Origin of the sequence: Paenibacillus sp. CFBP13512 (genome assembly GCF_005233705.1) — a bacterium.
GTDB lineage: Bacteria > Bacillota > Bacilli > Paenibacillales > Paenibacillaceae > Saccharibacillus > Saccharibacillus nuruki.
On sequence record NZ_QGAD01000002.1, the window covers coordinates 380,007 to 400,752 of the forward strand.

The following is a 20,746-nucleotide window of genomic DNA, read 5'->3' on the forward strand; positions in this document are numbered from 1 at the left end:
ATATCCAGCCAATCTATCGTATACATATCATCAAGGAGGTGCACTTAAAGATGTCTGAAGAAGAATTACAGAGTTGCCTACAACGAGTACAACAAGGAGACAAAGAAGCTTTTGCTCAAATGTACAGTCAGTATAAAGATCATATTTATCGAATGGTAACTTTTCTAGTCAATGATCGCAACGATACGAACGATGTTGTAAGTGAAGTGTATATTGCTTTATTTCGTTCACTGGCTAGTTATGATGTGCAAAAGCCTTTTACTGCTTGGCTTAATGGAGTGATTATGTTCCAGACTCGTAACTGGAATCGCACACTATGGCGTAAATTTCGCTTACAGACCAAAACGAAAGATCAAGCTGTACATAGTATATACCTAGCAGATAGTGCAGATTCAACCTTGCTTCACCATGAGCAACAACATGAACTGCTTCAGATCGTACAGAAATTGCCATTCAAGCTCAAAAGTGTGGTGTTACTAAGGTATTATCAAGAGTATTCTTTTCAGCAAATCGCAGATGTTTTAGAAATACCGTTAGGTACAGCAAAGTCACGCCATCATAAAGCTATCCAGCAATTACGAAAGTATATCGATGTATTGTCCCTGTCCCACTCGCCTTTGCTCAGAAAGGAGAATCGATATGAGTAAATTACCTATGTGTGAAGCTGAATTGACCGAAAAGTTAAAAAAGAATCTGCAACAACAAAGCTTAAGTATCACTTCTCCACCTGAACTAGATCGTAAAATTGAACAGTTGTATGATGCTTATGCCGACTCTTTAAATCATTCTGCTCGTAAAAGTACTAAAAAGAATAGTAAATCTAAAAAGTCCTTCTTTTTCAAACGTCATAAATGGGTGACTGCTATTGTCACTGTACTTTGTATTATTGTTCTAAGTAGTGGTGTCTATGCTTCTAATATGGTCTATTCGATTGTTACAGGTCATACTTTGCTTAGTTATACAACAGACACTAAATATGATGTTACTTTAGAAGAAGGTAAAGAAATCATGAGAATTGTGAAACAAGTTCAACAGAAGCTAGCTCCTGGAGAAGCTGCTTATGTTTATAGTACAAAGGTCAACCCACTTGAATATGGCCCTGTGATTAAAGTGAAAAATCCTCATTCTTATTCTACTTTATCAGAATGGAAAAAAACGATTGGATCTGTTATTCATCAAGTAGCTGTACCTCATAAGTTACCTCAAGGATATACCTTTTCTTACGGAACTGATGATTATATATATGAAGGTGCATACGAAAATGATAAACATCGCCAAATTAAAATGATTAAAGGATTACTCGCAAATAAAATTGAAAATCCGACTGCTGATTACGCATGGATGATTGATGATCGACCAATTAGGAAAAGATATAAAATGCCCACGCTATACTATAATGGCAAACAAGCTAATTCTAACCATGAAATCAGACTAAGTTATTATATTATTGCAAATAATCCAAATAAAAATACTAAAATTGACATAGTAGATCCTAGTGATACCAATCAATCTACTATTTCTTCAAGTAAAGGAAATATGGTATATAGTAAGGTACAACGTACACCTATCATAGGAGAAAATAAAGAGTTTGAAGAATTTTCTCAATATTTGACTTGGAGTGAATATAATAAATATACTCATCAATCTATAATGTATACACTCAGCTCAAATACACCAGAGATCACCAAAGAAGAGCTAGTTAAAATGGCAGAAAGTATCAAATAATAAAACAAAAACTCACCAGATTGCTATGATCGCAATGGTGAGTTTTTTGTCTATCTATTTAATTACTATATTAGATCATGTCATTCAAAAAGTACTCGTGTGGATATTCAGTACATTATTAATCTTCGAAAGAATACTTTAATCCCCATTGTCCACGGACTTGATCCAGTAGACGCATGATATCTAGTGATTCTTCCAGTGAAATGACTTCACTTTCCAGTTCTCCTGCTTGAATCAGGCGACCGACTTCTTCGGCTTCAAATGCATATCCTTCACTTGGACGATCATCTTCGAATTTCTCGACTTCTTGATCGCTCACATGTAGAGAAGCTTCGCGGCTGAATAAGAATTGTGGAATATGAATATAACCTTCAGTTCCATGGATATAGGCTTCATTCGGTAAATCTACACGAATCGCACCATTCAGTGTTGCTGAGCGTCCGCCTTCATAAGCAAGCAAGATCGAGAACTGCTCATCGACTCCTGTCTCACCGATACTTGCTGTACTGTACACCTTCTCAGGCTTCGCACCAAAGATCATCGAAGCAAAAGATACCGGATAGATCCCTGCATCTAGCAATGCGCCTCCACCTAATTCTGGATTTAACAGACGGTGTTCAGGGTCCCAACCCATACGGAAACCAAATTCCGCTTTGACCAAGCGAACTTCACCGATCTTGCCATCGCGAATCCATTCACGCACACGACGAATCGGTGGTAAAAAGCGTGTCCACATGGCTTCCATCAAGAATAATTTTTTCTCACGAGCGACAGCGATCATCGCTTCCAGTTCAGCCGCATTCATGGTAAATGGTTTTTCGCATAATACATGTTTCCCTGCATTCAAAGCATCAATAACATTAATCTTATGTAAAGGATGCGGAGTCCCTACATAGATCACATCTACGTCAGGATCTTGCAATAATTTGTCATAACTATCATACGCTTTGGGAATATTATATTTACCTGCAAATTCGTCAGCGCTTTCTTGATTACGTGAACCCACAGCATAAGCGATACCATTGGATGTGTGTCCCAGATCAGCGACAAATTTGTTAGAAATCATTCCTGTACCAATAATTCCCCACTTCAACTTACCTTCGTTCGATATAGACATGCGTTAATTCCTCCTATCAGTTGATGTTGCATAGTGCAGTATTTCGTTATTCTAATACTTCCCCAATAATGGGTTAGATTAAGCGTACAAGTTCATATTTGCGAAGTATAGCAGTATTCTGATCTTTTATAACAGATATTTGTTGTCACATGGATCATTCACCTATCAAAACTTAGAAAGTACATACCCATAGCACGGATAAAAGAAAAGGTGAAAAGACAGCAACATCCTGCTTTTTCACCTTTGAAGGGTATATGATCTATTTCCACAATAGAATAAGGATGAGATTTATTCTTATATAGATAGTCAATGTTGCTGTCTTTTACCTATTCTTGCTGAACCTTTTCTCGATCTTTACCTTTATCAGACTCGCCTGCATTTTTGTTAGCCGCATCCCGATCTTCTTGCATTTCAGCTACACTTTTCACTTTTAGGCGAGCAGCTCCTGCATACTCCTGAGTCGGAATAAGGTTGCCCGAAGCAAGGCGTTCTTTGGCAGCGACAATCGCATCTGTATATTGAGGTAACCATTCTTCGCCAGCAACCAGCATTTCATCGACCATTTGCCAGATTTCTTTGGGATTACAGACAGCCCCGACCAACGGGTCCATCATAAAGGCTTGACGAAGAAGGAAATCATCGCCTGTGATCGCCGCTTCTACAGCTAAACGTTGCACCGAAATACTCACATTACATACAGCAGCAGGACCGAGCGGTAGATCACCTACATGTGGCATTGAGATCCCGTTGCGATCGACATAACCCGGTGCTTCAATAATGGCATCATTCGGTAGATTAGAGATTACCCCGTTGTTGACCACATTAAAATGCCCCCGATAAACACGTCCAGTCTCCAACCCTTCGATAATGTAGGAACCGTGCTCTTCTCCACGCTTTTCAGGTACAAATCGCATAGGCTCGTCTTTCATCCAATTCGGAAAATCTGTTTCAAACCAATTGCGACCTTCTGTACATACCCGTAGATATCCACCGGTCTCACCATTGATCCAGTTGTTAAGATCGATCCATTCGCCGATTTCTTGTGGACGCTTGCGATACCATGGCACATATTCACTCAGATGACCATTCGACTCTGTACTGTAATAACCGAAGCGGCGCATCATATCGATCCGTACTTTTTCAGTACGACTGTATTCTTCGTGATTTTCAAAAGCGTCCAATAAACCTGCTGTTAAGTCTTTGCCTTCATGAGATGCTTGGATATACCATGTCTGATGATTGATACCCGCGCACACGATATCGACATCTTTCTTTTCCAGACCATAGACTTCTGCAATCTGGTGATGTCCATGCTGTACACCATGACATAGACCGATCGTATTCACGCCACCGTAGACATTGCAAGCCCATGTCATCATCGACATTGGATTCGAGTAATTGAGCAATAATACATCTGGAGAAGATACTTCACGAATATCCTTGCAAATGTTTAACATTTCAGCAATTCCACGTTGTCCATACATAATGCCACCTGCACATAACGTGTCGCCTACACATTGATCGACTCCGTATTTCAAAGGAATATCGACATCGGTTGCAAAAGCTTCGAGTCCACCTACACGAATCGTACACAATACATACTTGGCATCTTGCAAGGCAGCACGTCGATCAGTTGTGGCTTGAATCTGAATCGACAGTCCATTTTCTGTAATATCCCGCTGACATAACTGAGTCACCATATCGAGATTATGTTGACTAATATCGGTAAATGCAATCTCAATATTACGGAACTCGGGCACCGTCAACAGATCACGCAACAATCCACGGGTGAATCCAATACTTCCTGCTCCAACAAAAGCTACTTTAAAAGACATATCATATCCTCCATTCTAAAATACGCTCTATTTGCGTCTGGTGCTCAAAAGGTTTTATATGCTTTTATTGTAGCGTGGTTAGACAAGGAAGCGTTACCAAGATCGTGACTACTTTGATGATTAGTTGTCTAATATCCTAACCTAAGCGCTTGGCAGTTAAAGCGCGATCTTACTCTTCTACATACTGCCGATCATAACGAACCACATTTCCACGGTATTCCGCAGGGGTCTGTCCGGTATGCTTTTTAAATAACAAATGGAAGTATTGCCGACTACTCACACCGATATAATCAGCAATCTCTTGAATCGGAATATCCGTCTGCCCTAGAAGCATCACTGCCTTTTCCATGCGTAAACGGGTTAAATAATCGGTCGGTGTGGTGTTCATATGTTTTTTGAAAATCCGATGGAGGTAGCCGGGATGTACATTGACGGCTGATGCGATATGTTCCACCCGAATCGGACGATCATAATTCTGATGAATATACTGAATACTACGCTTCACATACCATTCGGTCTGAGAAGTACTATGAATCTGGGTATCTTGCCAGAGTCTTGCGATCCGCACCAATAACTGAATAAATAGCAAATCAGCCATCGTACCTGTGCGGTGCTGTTGATCCAGCTCTAACACCAATGATTTCAGTACATAATAGACTTCTTCAGGATCAGAAAGCACAAAATAATGCTGCGGTTGAGATAACAGCTCAGCTAATGCTTCTTCTTCGCCTGCCATTTGAAATAATGAAGGAAGTTGCAACGACGATGGAGCAAAGCCAAATTCAACATTCAGCATACGGCAAGGCGATGATCCTTCAACAATCAAGCGATGAGGGACATTCGCATCGATCATAATAAACTGACCTTTTTTCAACTGCACTTGAACAGGAGCAGACCCATTAGATGCTTGAGCATCTTGCTGAATCTGTAGTTCGATCAGACAATGTCCAGAGATCATATACATAATCTCAGTCGATGGATGTTGGTGGTAAGCCATACTATAATCCTGCCATTGCTTATAATAATAGGCATAAAATTCAGGACGATACTGCTCTGCCATCAACTGTTGACCGAACAAACTTCCTGTTCCTTGTGCAGAAGAGCCTGCATCACGATAAGATTGAATCGGCTGAACTACAGCACTTGCAAAAGCTCGTTCTGACTTGTGCTCCATCGGTTGCATTATTCTTCCCTCCTACCCTAAACAGAGATATTTTAACGGAATTCTGGTGGTGTACGGCGTGCTACACCTGTACGTATAGCCGCTTCTACAACACCTCGACGAACATACTCGACTACTTTTTCGTTAAATACACCCGGAATAATGTAGAGTTCATTCAGCTCATCTTCCTTAACTACTGAAGCGATAGCTTTAGCCGCCGCTACTTTCATTTCTTCATTAATGACTCGTGCACGACAATCCAGTGCCCCACGGAAAATACCCGGGAAACATAATACATTATTGATCTGGTTCGGATAATCACTTCGTCCTGTCGCTAGCACACGAACATGAGGTTCAGCCAGTTCAGGTTCAATCTCAGGATTCGGATTCGCCATCGCAAATACAATCCGATCTTCTGCCATCGTTTTAATATGTTCAACTGTTAGTAGACCCGGGCGAGATACACCGATAAATACATCTGCTCCTTGAATAACTTCAGTCAGTCCTCCACGTTCTTGATGAGGATTCGTATGTTCTGCGATCCAGTTCCACATATCATGTGGATATTCTTCGCCTTTGACCAAAGCGCCACATTGATCGACTGCAATCACATTATGTGCTCCTGCTGATAGTAGCATTTTGATACAAGCTGATCCTGCTGCGCCTACACCTAGTAGTACGATTTTGGCACTTTCAAGCGGTTTGCCGACGATCCGTAGAGCATTTAATAGCCCTGCAAGCACCACCACAGCTGTACCATGTTGATCATCATGGAAAACAGGAATATCCAGTTCTTCTGTTAAACGGCGTTCGATTTCAAAACAACGAGGTGAAGCAATATCTTCCAAGTTGATTCCTCCAAATGAAGGAGCCATCCATTTAATCGCATTAATAATTTCTTCGGTATCTTTGGTATCCAAGCAGATCGGAAAAGCATCGACTCCGCCTAACTGTTTGAACAACATCGCTTTACCTTCCATCACAGGCATTGCCGCTTCTGGCCCAATATCGCCAAGACCCAATACAGCTGTACCATCAGATACCACTGCAATCATATTCCGTTTGATCGTTAGTGAGAATGCTTTTTGCTTATCTTCATGGATTGCCATACATACTTTGGCAACACCCGGTGTATAGACATGGGATAAATCTTCACGGTTTTTAACAGGGAATTTCGGTTGTACTTCTATCTTACCGCCTAGATGGGCAAGGAATGTACGGTCAGAGACGTTAACTACTTTGACCCCGCTTAGTTCTCCAACTGATTTGAGAATACTTTCCCTTACTGTCTCGGGTAGATTCACTGTTAAATCTCGAGTTGTACTTTCAGGGCTAGCATGAATAACGTCAATCGCTACAACGTCTCCACCGGCATCACTAATCGCAGCAGCCACTTCACCAAATGTAACTTGTTTTTTATCCATTTCCAGACGAATGATCATACTTGTTCCGAGCGCCATAAGGATACCTCCTAATAATGTGGGTAAGATGATTTTGCACTATTCATTCTTTTTTAGATAACGCTTACATTATAAAGTTCGGACTTATTATAGCATAGTTTACAGGTAAAAAACTTCCAGTTTCTATAGCCCCTTATTCAGCTATGAGAAGTGCGTATATACTCCAAAAATCGTTTGGTTGCCGGTGATGCTTTTTTCAGTGAATGCACAGCTAACCCTAATGAACGATAGCTTGGATATTCCAGTTCGAGCATTTTGACGTTATGATCTCTGCCTTGCAATACAAGCTCTGGTAAAATGCTGATCCCTAGACTATTTTCGACCATCGCGATAATCGCATAATCATCTCCGACTGAAAATTTGATATCTGGTATAATTGCAAATCGTGACAACAATCGTCTCACATCATAATCTGATCCTTCACGTGGCATAATAAAAGATTCATGCGCAATACGTTCTAACGGAAAGCGATCTAGATGACTGAGCGGATGATCCAGCGGTACTATCGCTAACATCCGATCTTTTTTCAAAGGAATGACTTCGAATGAAGCTTGGCTAGGAATCGTAATAAATCCACAATCGATCTGTCCATTTGAGATCCAATCTTCAATCTCCTGATAATCGCCTTCGACTAATTTGAAATGGATATTCGGGTATTCTTGCTGAAAATACTTAATCATTCCAGGTAGCCAGTGTACCGATACACTTGTAAATGTGCCGATTCGGATCGTTCCTGATTCCAATCCATGAATCGATGTTATCGTCTGCTTCAACTGTTCATTCCAGTTCATAATCTCTGTGATGGGCTGAACTACCTGTTCTCCATTTACCGTTAATCGTACACCTGAACGATCTCGTAATAATAAAGGAAAGCCAAATTCAGTCTCCAAACTATGTATAATATGGCTTACTCCTGATTGAGTAAATCCCAGTGCTTCAGCCGCTTTGGTTAGACTGCCTAGCTCCACGACTTTTAACAGCACTTCGAATTTGTGAATACTCATGCGTGCGCCTTCTTCCCTTATGATCCGCTCTCTCGATGATCTCAAATAGCCATTAGTTTTACTCATGTGATCCATGACAAACATTCAGTGTACTTGAGAATATAATATTACTATACTGAATTTGGAACATTTTGTTAATACGTTATTTTGAAGGTGGGACATCGTGAAGCAGTCTAGAGCAGACTTGTTAATTTTGCTGGTGACGTTATGCTGGGGATCCTCGTATTTATTTATGAAAATGGGGCTAGGATCGCTATCTGAATATAATCTGATTGCGCTTCGCTTCGGGTTGGCATTTATATTAACAGGTATTTTATTTTTTAATCATTTACGCCGGATCGATTGGATAACACTTGGTTACAGTGCACTAATCGGACTTGCGTTATTCGCTGTGTTTGTGTTTATTATGTTCGGACTCAAAACAACCACCACTTCAAATGCTGGATTTCTTGTCAGCCTAACCGTTATTTTTGTACCGCTTATTCATTTTGTCGTATTTAAAAAGAAACTGCGTATGACTCAAACACTAGGGGTATTGTTAGCTATCGTAGGTATCGGGCTTCTGACATTAAGTGGCCCGCTGGGTATTCACTCTGGTGATCTGTTGTGCATTTTGGCATCAATCTGTTATGCCGTGTATATTTTGCTTACCAGTGCAGCAGCCAAAATCGTTCGTAGTACACTGAATCTAGGGATATGTCAGCTTGGATTTGCTGGATTGTATGGATTGATCTTCTCCTTTATATTCGAGTCGCCACATCTTCCGTATACCCTTAATGGTTGGATCGCTGTGTTGGCTTTGAGTGTGGTATGTAGTGCTTTTGGATTTATTATTCAGCCTGTTGCGCAGAAGTATACTACACCAACACGTACAGGATTGATCTTCTGTATGGAGCCTGTATTCGCCGCTTTGTTCGCATTTCTATTTGAACATGAAGTTCTATCGCTTCAAGGTTATATCGGTGCAGGGATTGTTCTGCTGGGTGTTGTCGTATCTGAATGGAAATGGAAACCGCGCTGGACTCGCAATCAGCAACATCAAAAAGTTCAACCGCTAGATATCCAACAAAAAGAACCTGCACACCTCCCATAAAGGGTTGTATCAGGTTCTATTTTTATGCTATTTCATTTCATTTAAAAAGCAGGTACAGCGATATCTGCATATTTATCTTGTAAAAATTGCTTCACTTCAGGGCCTGCCATCCGTGCTTTTAACTTCTGGATCGCTTCTGAATCTTTATTATCTTCACGAGCGACTAGATTAATCGCAAATGTAGAATCTTCTTTTTCTGTAACCAGTGCATCTTTGACAGGTGTCAGATTCAATGGTTTCGCATACGCAGGCGTCATTGCGACAAGATCAGCTTCATCATACATACGGGCTAACATCAATAGATCAACTTCTTTAAATTCGAAGTTTTTGGGATTGGATGTAATATCGGCTTGAATCGCGTTCATACCTACACCGTCTTTCAGTGTAATCATTCCTGCTTGTGCAAACATTTGTAAGGAACGACCGATATTGGAAGGATCATTTGCAATTGCAATCGTTGCTCCTTCAGGTAAAGCATTGATATCTTTATACTTTTTAGAGTAAGCACCATAGATAGCATTGTAGATCGGTTGAATAGCGACTAGATTTGCACCTTTACTTTCATTGTATTGCTTCATATAAGGGGCATGTTGGAAAAAGTTCGCATCTACTTCTTTATTTGCTAATGCATCATTGGGCTGAATATTATCAGACAACACGATTACATCTAGATTAATACCATCTTCTTTGAGCAAAGGTTTAACCACATCCAAAATTTCAGTCATTGGTGGAATCAATGTAGCAATTTTGAGTGTAGTTTCTGTAGATGCACCTTCTGTTGCTATAGCTGGATCATTAGATGTTGTTGTCGTTGTGTCTTGCTTCTGACCACATGCTGCTAATAAAAGCATCATAGCGAACATCAAGATCATAATAGATTTGCGAGTTGTTAAAATATTGTTCATTTTTAAAGTTAGCCTCCATTAAAATATAATATTTCAAACCATTACCTAGCGTTTATCAAGCACTCTAGCGACCGTACTACCGATCAATTGTACCGCTTGTACCAAAATAATCATCAAAATGATCATATACACCATTACATCGGTCTCAAATCGCTGATAACCGTATCGAATCGCAAAATCACCAATTCCACCACCACCTACGATGCCAACAACGGTTGAATATGAAATAAAGCTAATCGTTGATGTGGTTAATCCAAGTACCAATCCAGATCGAGCTTCGACATATAAAAATTTGAAAATAATCTGCCATTTGGATGCTCCCATCGCTTGCGCAGATTCAACCACACCCCGGGGCACATCCAATAATGATTGTTCGACTAACCGTGAATAATAAGCAATTGCGATAATCGATAACGGTACTGAAGCCGCTTCGGTTCCTATCGCTGTGCCAACCACTAGACGTGTAAATGGAATCAGAAATACAACCAGTAACAAAAATGGAAAAGAGCGAATCACATTAACCAGTGTATTAAGCACAGCTGCCACATACGTATTCTCGTATAATTGACCTTTTTTGCATAAATAAAGCATGGTTCCAAGAGGCAATCCCACTATAATAGCTGCTAATAGTGAAATACCGACCATCGAGAACGTTTCACCTATGGCTGACCAAATCTGCGACTGATACAGATCAAGCATTTCGCTAAACGTACGATCTTGATCCATTATTCACCCTCCTTATAGCCAAGCAATTGCTCGCGATAAGATAAGGTATATGCAGGCGATGCTGTAAATCCATCTTGCGCTCGTGAAAAGCTTTCGGTGATCTTTCCTTGTTCCATCACAGATACGGTATCGCATAGACTACGCACCACATCCATCTCATGCGTGACAATCACAATGGTAACTCCTAATTGTTGATTAATCTGACGCAATACATCTAGAATACCGGCAGTGGTCTTAGGATCAAGCGCAGAGGTAGGTTCATCACATAATAACACTTGAGGATGGTTAGCGATTGCTCTAGCAATACCGACACGCTGTTTCTGTCCACCGCTGAGCTGTGCTGGATAATCATTACCTTTATCCAGTAAGCCTACGAGCTCAAGACATTCTAGCACTCGTTGTTGCCGCTTTGACTTGGGTACTCCAGCCAATTCAAGCGGGATTTCAATATTTTTGCGAACTGTGCGATTATGAACCAGATTGAATTGCTGAAACACCATTCCAATCTGTTGTCTGGCTAAGCGAAGTTGATGATCTGATAATCCGGTTAAACGCTTACCATTTACAATGACTACACCTTGATCGGGACGTTCTAGAATATTCATCATCCGTAGTAATGTAGATTTACCTGCTCCACTACTGCCAATAATGCCATGAATCATACCCCGCTCAATATGCAGACTGACATCTTGCACAGCTGCATTCGTATTCCCCATCTTGCCAAAATATTTGCTCACGCTTTCCAGCGAAATCATTCCAGTTCCCTCCTCATCTCATAGCCGGTCTGATGAGAAACTTTTTATTCAATGTGTAATACAAATCTAGTGAAGCTGTTATACTCTATACTTCTGCTATATTATAAGGAATGTTATATGCTGTGTCACTACTTTTATTTATATCATCACTAAATATTCATTTGTTATGCTGTTCTGCTTTATGTAGACAAAAAAACATCTTCTCTATACGCAGAGAAGATGTTGATATATCGATTCATTTGATTGTATCACTTAAACCATTTTTTATCAGTTTGGATGTTATTGTTGCTGTTCTTGTTTTTGCAAAAACTCACGTGTTTTGCGTAGATACTTCGGTGCATCCATCGGATCATCAATCATCATTTCGATCAAGCATAGTTTTTGATTTTGCTGTTGTTCAGCTTCTTGAATCGCTTGATCTAATTCTTGATTGGTATGCACTTGCATTGTATACGCATCTCCACCGAAGGCTTCGATTAATTTGGTATACTGCCATCTCGGAATATCGTTATACATTTGCTTATCAATATCTACTTTTACATTCAGATACTTTTCAATCGTATAACCTTTATTATTGAGAACGAAAATAATCGGTTTGCATCCTTGTTCTAACATAGAGCTGATCTCTTGCACGGTTAATTGTAAAGATCCATCTCCTGTAAATAACAACACACGACGATCAGGAGCCGCTATACATGCACCAAAAGCAGCCGGTGTGGCATATCCGATACTTTGCCAGCCCGCTTGCCCGATATATGTTGCACCTTCAGGCAATTGAAGCTGAGAAATACCATATGTGAATGTACCCGTCTCTGCGATCACAATGTCATTTGCTGCTAATAATTGTTGAAAACGTGGATAGTAATTGCCTGCGTGTAACGGTTGGTCTTTTTCAGCAGATAATAGCTTCTCCGTATCATATAGGAATTCAGTTACTACAATCTCTGCCTGACTTCTCCAATCCAATTGAGCTAGCGCTTCTAACATGTCTTTGGCAAGAATATTAGGATAAACAGATTCACCAATTTTGACATGATCCGGTTGGATATTAATCACTTTTTGAAAATCTAATTCAGCTGTAAAATTGGCTGTATTCAGGTCAGACCAGATCAAGCCTGCCGCAATCACAAAGTCTGCATTTTCGACTGTATGACGTACTTCCTCACTACCAAAAGTCCCTCCGTACATTCCGATATAATGCGGATGACGTTCATCAAATCCACTTTTACCCATCATCATCGAAGCCGCTGGAATATTCAGATTCTCAGCCACTTGTTGAACAGGCATTTGTAGATCGTAACGAAGAACAGGATTATCTGATAAAAGAGCCCCGTTATTCGAGGATTGAATTAACTGATCTGCATGCTTCACTGCCGCTTGCAACGAATTGGAATGAGTAGATACTTGTAACGACGGTTCAATATGAGTCGTAATCGATTCTAATACCTGATCCAGAGCAAGCACTAGATAAACAGGCTTTTTAGTTGTCTTGGCAATATGAATCGCCTGTGGAATCTCTATCATTGCATTTTCTGGCGTTACGACTGCACTATAAGCTGTAATAGGCTCATACGCTTGACGGAACACATCATAATTTCCATCGAGTAAGCTATGATGCATCAACTGATGATCTTGCTGTGCTTGAGACTTGGGAGCACCTACAATATGAATAATCGGTACACTTTCACTATAAGCGCCTGCAATCGCATTACATGCGCTCATTTCTCCAACACCAAATGTCGTGATTAAAGCAGATAGCCCTTTGATTCGGGCATAACTATCTGCCGCATATCCAGCATTCAGCTCATTGCGTCCGGTTATAAATTCAATACCTTCGTATTCTTCTAACGTATCTAATAAAGTGAAATTATAATCACCAGGTATCCCAAAAACTTCAGTCAGTCCTTCACGCTTGAGACAATCGAGTAGATATTGACCTAACGTAATATTTGTTACAGACATTATTTTTTCCTCCTGTGTATTGCTAATGGTTAAGCTTTGTTATCGTTGTATACTTTCCATAGTCCCTGTCTTGCTTTAAAGACATTACCCTATTTCAGAAGAATTATTGCCATTTTTTGATATTTTCTTTAACTGATCTTTAGTTTCGTAAGTATAATCAACACAAAAAAAGCGGTCTTCTAATAGATAGAGACCACTTTTTGTTGGATTATTTTGTTGAAAATCAGATTAGAGTTGTACCCATACCACGTCTGCTTCTAGTTTGGTTGGGAACACAGTCACCTGTCCTTCATCCGGTGCTTGCACAAGACCTGTTCGCAAATCAATCTGCCAATCATACAGCGGATCATATAAGATATGCCCGGATACAATCCCTTCTGCAATAGGGCCACCTTTAGGATGAGGGCTTTTATTTTCTAATGCAAAGACTTCTTCATTGGAGGTACGGAAAATAGCCAATTCTATCTCTTTCAATTGCACCACACGTCCAATCTGTGGCAAAAATTGATCAATGGATCCGATTGGATAAAATGTTTGAGTATCATTCATTATGCTTCTTCTCCTTTAGACTTCCATTTTATGAAAAAGAGCTTCACGAGTTGGTGTATCGTTAATCACTTTTTGCCAAGGATCTTCGACTTGTGCCAGTGCAAGATTGACCCGTTCGATCAATTGTTGACGATTTTCTACATTGGTCACCACTGCTTCATAAATAGTTGGTAGACCGATACGTTCTACCCATTCCGATGTTCTTTCCAAGTATTTACCTGTTTCGCGGTAGTATTGAATAATCGCTCCACAAAGATCAATCAATTCTTGATCGGTTTTCACTTTGCAGAATGAATCGGCTAGACGGGCTTTGATCCCTCCGTTGCCTCCGATAAAGATTTCCCAGCCGCCATCGTTACCAACGATTCCGATATCTTTAGTACACGATTCTGCACAGTTACGAGGACAACCGTTGACTGCCATTTTGAATTTGGCAGGGAAATCTAAGCGTTCAAAGCGACGTTCCAGATCAGCACCCATACCCATCGAATCCTGTGTTCCAAAACGGCAATATTGAGCACCTACACATGTTTTGACTGTTCGTAACGATTTGGCATACGCATAACCGGAAGGCATATCTAATTCTTCCCAGACTTTTGGCAAATCTTCTTTCACTACACCGATCAAGTCGATCCGTTGTCCACCCGTCATTTTCACTGCTTGTACATTATATTTGACAGATACATCAGCGATCCGTTTTAATTCTTCCGGTGTAGTTACCCCACCATACATACGAGGTACAACAGTATACGTACCGTCTTTTTGAATATTTGCATTCATCCGTTCATTCACAAATCTAGATGATTTCTCATCTTGATATTGTGCTGGATCAAGCATACCTAGATAATAGTTGATCGCTGGACGGCATTTCGAACAACCTTCAGGTTGCTTCCACTCTAGTACATTCATTACTTCTTTAATGGTTTTAAGTCCTTTTTCTTTGATTCCAGCAACTACTTCATCACGACTAAGTGGTGTACAGCTACACATGCCCTGACTGGCTCCAATCGTGGCTCCGTCACCCAGTACATATTGCAAAATTTGTTCAACAACAGGCTTACATCCACCACATGAACGGCTTGCTCCGGTACATGCTTTGATCTCATCGACCGTTGTTAATCCTTTTTCTTGAATAGCACTGACAATATCAAGCTTGGTGACACCGTTACAACCACACACAATCTCACTATCTGCCATCGTATCGACAGATGATTTCTTTTTGCTATGATCGCATCCGCCTGTACCCATCAATTCGGCATATAATTCATCGGTCATCGGTGCACCATCACGAATCAACTTTTGCAATGGAGCGGCATCCGTAATATCTCCAAAAAGAACAGCACCGACAATCGTTTGATCTTCTAAAATGATTTTTTTATACGTGCGTTTCCAATCATCACGCGCTGTAATCACTGATTGGTGTTCATTTTCAATAAATACGCCTGCTGAAAATACATCTACACCGGAAATTTTGAGTTTGGTCGAGACCACTGAACCTTCATACGGCTGAGTATCAATCCCGCATATATGTTTCGCCAAAATCATTCCTTGTTCAAACAGTGGAGCAACCAATCCATAACAACTTTCTCTATGTTGTACACATTCACCTACAGCGTAGATGTTATCTACAGAAGTCTGCAAATAGTCATTCACAATAATGCCTCGACCGGTCTCGATGTTGCTTTGTTTGGCGACTGCAATATTAGGCTTAATTCCTGCCGCCATAACGACGAATTGAGCAGGCAATGTCGTACCGTCTTTGAATACCAATTGCTCTACTCGTTCTCCACCTAGTAGTTCAACTGTCTGTGCACCCGTCAAGAATTTGATACCTTGACGTTCTAATTCTTTACGTAACATCGATGCGGCTACAGAATCCAATTGACGCTCCATCAGATCATCCATTAAGTGGACGACTGTGACATCCATTCCTAGACTCACCAATCCTTTAGCGGCTTCTAGTCCTAACAATCCTCCACCAATAACAGCGGCTTGTGGATAATGGGCAGCAGCATCGATCATTTGATGGCAATCGGCGATATCACGGAAACCAACAACTCCTTGTTTGTCATGACCCGGTATCGGTAAAATAAACGATTGCGATCCTGTGGCGATAATCACTTTGTCGTATGGAACCATCATTCCATTATCCGTATGAATTATTTGTTGCCCGGCATCGATACGTGTCACGGTTGTACCTGTATGCAGTGTGATTTGATTTTGCTCATACCATTCATGACTATTCAAAATAATATCGTCTATTGTCTGTGTACCTTCCAAAACATAAGACAACATAATCCGGTTATAGTTCGGATGTGGCTCACTGCCAAATACCGTAATATCGTATTGTCCACCTAATTTAATAATTTGTTCTAACGTTGCGACCCCCGCCATACCGTTACCTATTAGAACCAGTCGTTCTCTTGTTGCTGTCATATCAAAATCCCCCTTTTTTGATGTGAATCTATATGCCATTTGTTCCATGAGTATGTTATATATAAAACAATCTTTAATATCTAAAATTTATTGGTTTATATTCAGTATATCCATCTTACTTTCTATATGTAGTGATCTAAATCACAAGCTTTTCGAAATATAAAGACACAAAATAACCCTTTTTATCAAATTGGTCATTAGAATGTATCCATTTTGCAAGGGAAACCGTCTATTCGACACGATAGATGGGCTTATAGTGCCATGTGCAAAAAAAGAAGCTATGACAAAATACAAATTAGCTTAGAAGATTAATCATAAAAGCAATGGAGGGTTATAATGACCAAAACATTTAAATACAGGCTTGAACAACAAACAGCCTATGAACATAGTGGTGGCCAAATGCGTGAGGTGTCTGTCGCAGACTTTCCTGTATCCACAGCGATGACTGGTGTATCGTTACGACTGGCTCCGGGAACATTAAGAGAATTACACTGGCATGCCAATGCTTCTGAATGGGGTTATGTCGTTAGTGGCAGTTGTCGAACAACGATTCTACATCCTGATGGAACAACGTACATAGATAACTTTAATAGTGGAGATGTATGGTATTTTCCCAAAGGCTACGGTCATTCGATTCAAGGCATGGGACCGGATGAATGTCATATTATTCAGATTATGAATAACGGTTCGTTTACCGAAAAACATACCTTTAGTATTACCGACTTTATCGCCCAGACTCCGATCGAATTAGTCGCTCAGAATCTAGGTATTTCGATTGAAGATGCACAACGTTTGCCGAAAAAGGAATCTTATTTTGCTTACGGGCAGGTACCGGATGATTCTACTTTGGATGCTACAGCACGTAGCGCTACAGGGCTTACCAGTATGCATCGCTATCCACTAATGGCTCAAGATCCCAAGCGTGTTCCCGGTGGAGGTACAGAACGGGTCGCTTCTGCACGCCTATTCCCGATTTCTACCAATATGACAGGAGCGATTATTGAGATTCAGCCGGGCGCACTACGAGAAATGCACTGGCATCCAAATACAGACGAATGGCAATATTATATAAGTGGTACAGCACGTATGGCTGTTTTTTTGGGTCAAGGAGAATTGATTGAAGATCAGTTTGAAGCTGGAGACGTGGGTTATGTTCCAGAAGGAGCCGGGCATTACATTTATAACAATGGAACTGAAGTGTGTCGTATCTTAGTAGGCTTTAACCACGGGCAACATGAGACGATTGATCTGACCAAATGGATCTCCAGTACACCAAACGATGTTCTAGCGACTAATCTAGAAATCAACCGTGAACAAGTGAGTCAATTGCCTCAACGTCACTGGTTTATCGCTCCTGCTGCTTTGCAGTAAACCGTTTAATATTGCATTTTACATCTACATCTACATCTACATCTACACATGATGCTATTTGAGAATGTGGATACTTATACAGTTTGTAGAAATAAGATTATTGATACTATTTATTGATATATACTGAACCTGAATATTATGCTAATGATGATTTTAGTTTGTCCCAAAGATTGACTGCACTTATCCTATTTCTATAAAAAAGATCATGCCAATACACCATTATCTACATTAAGATATCCAAGTACGTACGGTACCTGGCGTAGAGTGTATCGCATGATCTTTTTTTATATGGATTTGTATATGGAAAGGAACATGATTGTTCGTTATTGATAAAATTATCGCTCTCTAGTATTACTCTATTAAAATAAGAAGGCAGTGACTCCTATTGTTCTAGCAAAAAATCACAGGTATGTTCATCGACAACTTGAATATGATTTTGCCGAAAAAGAGCGGCTGTTAAGCCAGAGCCAATGATCTTATTTCCGCTAAATGTACCATCATAGACCATCTGACTTCCGCAAGAAGGGCTGTTGGCTTTTAGTACTGCTACTGTAATCTTTGCTTGTTGCGCTTGTTCCAAAGCGACCAAAGCTCCTGCTTTGAATGATTCGGTGACATCTTCACCCGATACAGTCATCACTTTGGCTGTTCCAGACCAGACATCTTCGGCTGTTCCGCCTACAATTTCTGCCGGTTCGCGTGGTGTAGTCAGACCTCCTAACACTTCCGGGCAAAAAGCGATCGCTTTGCCTTGCTGAATCAGTTGATCTAAAGGTTGCACTAAATTGCTTCTGCCATCATACCTACAGGCTATTCCTGTCAGGCAAGCACTGATGCCAATCATGCTCCACTCCTCCTTTTTACCTACTTTTTTCCAAATCGATCAAATCTCTTCAAAAGGATCGTGATTAGGATGGGTTCCATCGATCGTTTCGGTCGGAGATTCTGCAAACGATTCTTCCAATTGCTGATCGAGTTGCTGTTCATCGGCAATACTTTGAATGTCTTCTGAGCTAATACTGATATAGATATAACCATCTGCTTGTTGCTTTTTCAACGCTTTTTCTTTAAAAAATCGAGGGCTTCCTTCGCCTCCGTCTTCATCATAAACCAGTAAAATACCGTCTGTTTTGCGAAATAACAAATCATCCCGAGCTGTAAATTGCCAGATTCCTTGATAGGGCTGTTTACTGACTAGACCGTAATAATCGACACCTTTACAAATCTCTTCATAATACGTCTTTTTATCTTCACTCCACTTTTCTTCAGGATTCGCAAAAGCAGAAAGAATGGATAGTCGTAACTGAGGATATTGTTCTTTCAGTGCAATCACCACTTCACAAGCCCAGAGATCAACACCATACTGCCCGGGCGTAATCACCCACTCTAATCCTTCTTCGATCAGTGGTATTAATTTGCTTCGTAGTGCCTGCTGAATAAAGGGAATCCCTTCATGCTTTTGTCCAAAAATATTCAATTCATGTGCACGATAACCGGTCACCAATAAATTCTTCATGCCTTGCTGTCCTCCGCTTCTGTTCATGCTCTTATTCCATCATAACATGAAGCGAAATAAAGCAAAAATCGATCGGTATGGAATACGAAGAATAGTCAATTTTGATATATGATAAAAAAAATAAACCTACTCAGTATCAACACTGAATAGGTTTACTTCATAAGATTCGATTATTTTCTGTATACCATTATCTTTTATTGCATGTGGTCACACTGATATTACAAAGTGCTTAGGTTCCCATTTTCTTACGTTGGTTATTTACTTTTTTGGTCATCTGGCTTTTCATCTTTTTACCGCCGCCATCAAATCCATTATTAGAGCCTTTACCTTGTTGGTTTGCTTGCTTTTTCATTGCTAACAAACGTTTAGCCGCTTCAGCCTGGCTGACTTTTTGTGCTTGCTTGGATTCTTCTGTTACTTCATTGTGTTCTTGTTCTGTACTCATTGTGTTCACCTCAATTTCATCATAGCATAAGGGATGGTTCAACTCCACGAATACTTTATCTTCTTAAGCTATTTATACCTTTAAAGGATTGCCATATACGTTCCATATGAAGCAACTGATATTCATCATCAAATACCAATTGATACACATCTGGATTAGACAAAGCTTGCCAGTGTTCAAATTGAATCTGATCATTATAATATTTGAGTAAAAGCGATATTAAATTGCCATGCGAGACCACTGCAATCTGCTTGGCATCTGTACGTATAGCTTTATCAAGCACAGCGATCCCTCGATCCATCGCTTGCCGACTCGATTCTCCACCGGCATAACATAGATCCAAATCGTCAAATGTTAACTTTAACTTTTCTAACCAATCGGGTAGATTGTCCTGAGATAAGACTCGTTCTTGCAAATTGATATCGGTATGAATCGATAATGATTTTTTAACAGCAAGCGGTTCGATCGTGCGATAAGCTCTCTCATAAGGACTAGATACAATATAATCGATCGGAATATCATTGAAACAATCAGCTAGCTGGAGTGACTGTTTTTGCCCGAGTGTAGTTAAGCGTGCATCAGGTGCTTGTCCTTCTGCCTGACAATGACGAATAAGAAAAATATGCTTCATCGGTCACGTCTCCTTGATCTTGCTTCATCTGTGCGATCCAAGGCTGATACATAC

19 protein-coding genes are annotated in these 20,746 nt (G+C 40.3%); 4 read left to right on the forward strand and 15 right to left on the reverse strand.

The window, feature by feature from the left end:
- Positions 1-50 precede the first annotated feature (50 nt).
- Positions 51-647, forward strand: coding sequence for a sigma-70 family RNA polymerase sigma factor (locus PaeCFBP13512_RS03915; RefSeq protein ID WP_137221287.1), 597 nt, complete (start codon positions 51-53; stop codon positions 645-647).
- Positions 640-1,725, forward strand: a complete 1,086-nt coding sequence (locus tag PaeCFBP13512_RS03920) for a hypothetical protein (RefSeq protein ID WP_137221289.1) — start codon at positions 640-642, stop codon at positions 1,723-1,725. The genes PaeCFBP13512_RS03915 and PaeCFBP13512_RS03920 overlap by 8 nt, the downstream gene beginning before the upstream one ends.
- Before the next feature lie 118 nt (positions 1,726-1,843).
- Here the strand turns inward: PaeCFBP13512_RS03920 and PaeCFBP13512_RS03925 are convergent, their stop codons facing one another.
- The 5 genes from PaeCFBP13512_RS03925 to PaeCFBP13512_RS03945 form a co-directional block, all read right to left on the reverse strand.
- Positions 1,844-2,842 (reverse strand): Gfo/Idh/MocA family protein, encoded by a 999-nt coding sequence (locus PaeCFBP13512_RS03925; protein WP_069326761.1) that lies wholly within the window; start codon positions 2,840-2,842, stop codon positions 1,844-1,846.
- A gap of 326 nt (positions 2,843-3,168) precedes the next feature.
- Positions 3,169-4,677 (reverse strand): alpha-glucosidase/alpha-galactosidase, encoded by a 1,509-nt coding sequence (locus PaeCFBP13512_RS03930; RefSeq protein ID WP_137221291.1) that lies wholly within the window; start codon positions 4,675-4,677, stop codon positions 3,169-3,171.
- 169 nt (positions 4,678-4,846) lie between these two features.
- A complete protein-coding gene (locus tag PaeCFBP13512_RS03935) occupies positions 4,847-5,737 on the reverse strand; it encodes an AraC family transcriptional regulator (RefSeq protein WP_241669280.1) in 891 nt (296 codons plus the stop codon).
- 155 nt (positions 5,738-5,892) lie between these two features.
- Positions 5,893-7,299 (reverse strand): NAD-dependent malic enzyme, encoded by a 1,407-nt coding sequence (locus tag PaeCFBP13512_RS03940; protein ID WP_069326763.1) that lies wholly within the window; start codon positions 7,297-7,299, stop codon positions 5,893-5,895.
- Positions 7,300-7,436: 137 nt separating this feature from the next.
- On the reverse strand, positions 7,437-8,303 hold the full coding sequence (locus PaeCFBP13512_RS03945) for a LysR family transcriptional regulator (protein ID WP_137221293.1): 867 nt from the start codon (positions 8,301-8,303) through the stop codon (positions 7,437-7,439).
- A gap of 163 nt (positions 8,304-8,466) precedes the next feature.
- On the opposite strand from PaeCFBP13512_RS03945, the gene PaeCFBP13512_RS03950 reads away from it, so the two are divergent.
- Positions 8,467-9,396, forward strand: coding sequence for a DMT family transporter (locus tag PaeCFBP13512_RS03950; protein WP_069326765.1), 930 nt, complete (start codon positions 8,467-8,469; stop codon positions 9,394-9,396).
- 41 nt (positions 9,397-9,437) lie between these two features.
- Here the strand turns inward: PaeCFBP13512_RS03950 and PaeCFBP13512_RS03955 are convergent, their stop codons facing one another.
- The 6 genes from PaeCFBP13512_RS03955 to nirB form a co-directional block, all read right to left on the reverse strand.
- Entirely contained in the window at positions 9,438-10,301 is an 864-nt protein-coding gene (locus PaeCFBP13512_RS03955; protein ID WP_137221297.1) for a MetQ/NlpA family ABC transporter substrate-binding protein, read from the reverse strand.
- 45 nt (positions 10,302-10,346) lie between these two features.
- On the reverse strand, positions 10,347-11,027 hold the full coding sequence (locus PaeCFBP13512_RS03960; RefSeq protein WP_069326767.1) for a methionine ABC transporter permease: 681 nt from the start codon (positions 11,025-11,027) through the stop codon (positions 10,347-10,349).
- Entirely contained in the window at positions 11,027-11,782 is a 756-nt protein-coding gene (locus tag PaeCFBP13512_RS03965; protein ID WP_137221299.1) for a methionine ABC transporter ATP-binding protein, read from the reverse strand. Before PaeCFBP13512_RS03965 ends, PaeCFBP13512_RS03960 begins: the two co-directional genes overlap by 1 nt.
- Before the next feature lie 279 nt (positions 11,783-12,061).
- Positions 12,062-13,744: an alpha-keto acid decarboxylase family protein gene (locus tag PaeCFBP13512_RS03970; protein ID WP_137221301.1), complete on the reverse strand. Its 1,683-nt coding sequence runs from the start codon at positions 13,742-13,744 to the stop codon at positions 12,062-12,064.
- Positions 13,745-13,972: 228 nt separating this feature from the next.
- Entirely contained in the window at positions 13,973-14,293 is a 321-nt protein-coding gene (nirD, locus tag PaeCFBP13512_RS03975; RefSeq protein ID WP_137221303.1) for a nitrite reductase small subunit NirD, read from the reverse strand.
- 15 nt (positions 14,294-14,308) lie between these two features.
- The gene (gene nirB / locus PaeCFBP13512_RS03980; RefSeq protein WP_137221305.1) at positions 14,309-16,729 is read right to left on the reverse strand and encodes a nitrite reductase large subunit NirB; all 2,421 of its coding nucleotides are present in this window, start codon (positions 16,727-16,729) and stop codon (positions 14,309-14,311) included.
- Positions 16,730-17,065: 336 nt separating this feature from the next.
- On the opposite strand from nirB, the gene PaeCFBP13512_RS03985 reads away from it, so the two are divergent.
- A complete protein-coding gene (locus tag PaeCFBP13512_RS03985; protein ID WP_069326772.1) occupies positions 17,066-18,100 on the forward strand; it encodes a cupin domain-containing protein in 1,035 nt (344 codons plus the stop codon).
- Positions 18,101-18,482: 382 nt separating this feature from the next.
- Here the strand turns inward: PaeCFBP13512_RS03985 and PaeCFBP13512_RS03990 are convergent, their stop codons facing one another.
- The 4 genes from PaeCFBP13512_RS03990 to PaeCFBP13512_RS04005 all read right to left on the reverse strand — a co-directional run bounded on the left by PaeCFBP13512_RS03990 (position 18,483) and on the right by PaeCFBP13512_RS04005 (position 20,692).
- Positions 18,483-18,944 carry a DUF523 domain-containing protein gene (locus tag PaeCFBP13512_RS03990; protein WP_137221307.1) on the reverse strand — a complete coding sequence of 154 codons (462 nt, stop codon included), beginning with the start codon at positions 18,942-18,944 and terminating at the stop codon, positions 18,483-18,485.
- 39 nt (positions 18,945-18,983) lie between these two features.
- Positions 18,984-19,616, reverse strand: coding sequence for a DUF1273 domain-containing protein (locus tag PaeCFBP13512_RS03995; RefSeq protein ID WP_137221309.1), 633 nt, complete (start codon positions 19,614-19,616; stop codon positions 18,984-18,986).
- Between the two features lie 229 nt (positions 19,617-19,845).
- Entirely contained in the window at positions 19,846-20,061 is a 216-nt protein-coding gene (locus PaeCFBP13512_RS04000) for a hypothetical protein (protein WP_069326775.1), read from the reverse strand.
- 55 nt (positions 20,062-20,116) lie between these two features.
- Positions 20,117-20,692 (reverse strand): histidine phosphatase family protein, encoded by a 576-nt coding sequence (locus PaeCFBP13512_RS04005; protein WP_137221311.1) that lies wholly within the window; start codon positions 20,690-20,692, stop codon positions 20,117-20,119.
- Positions 20,693-20,746 lie beyond the last annotated feature (54 nt).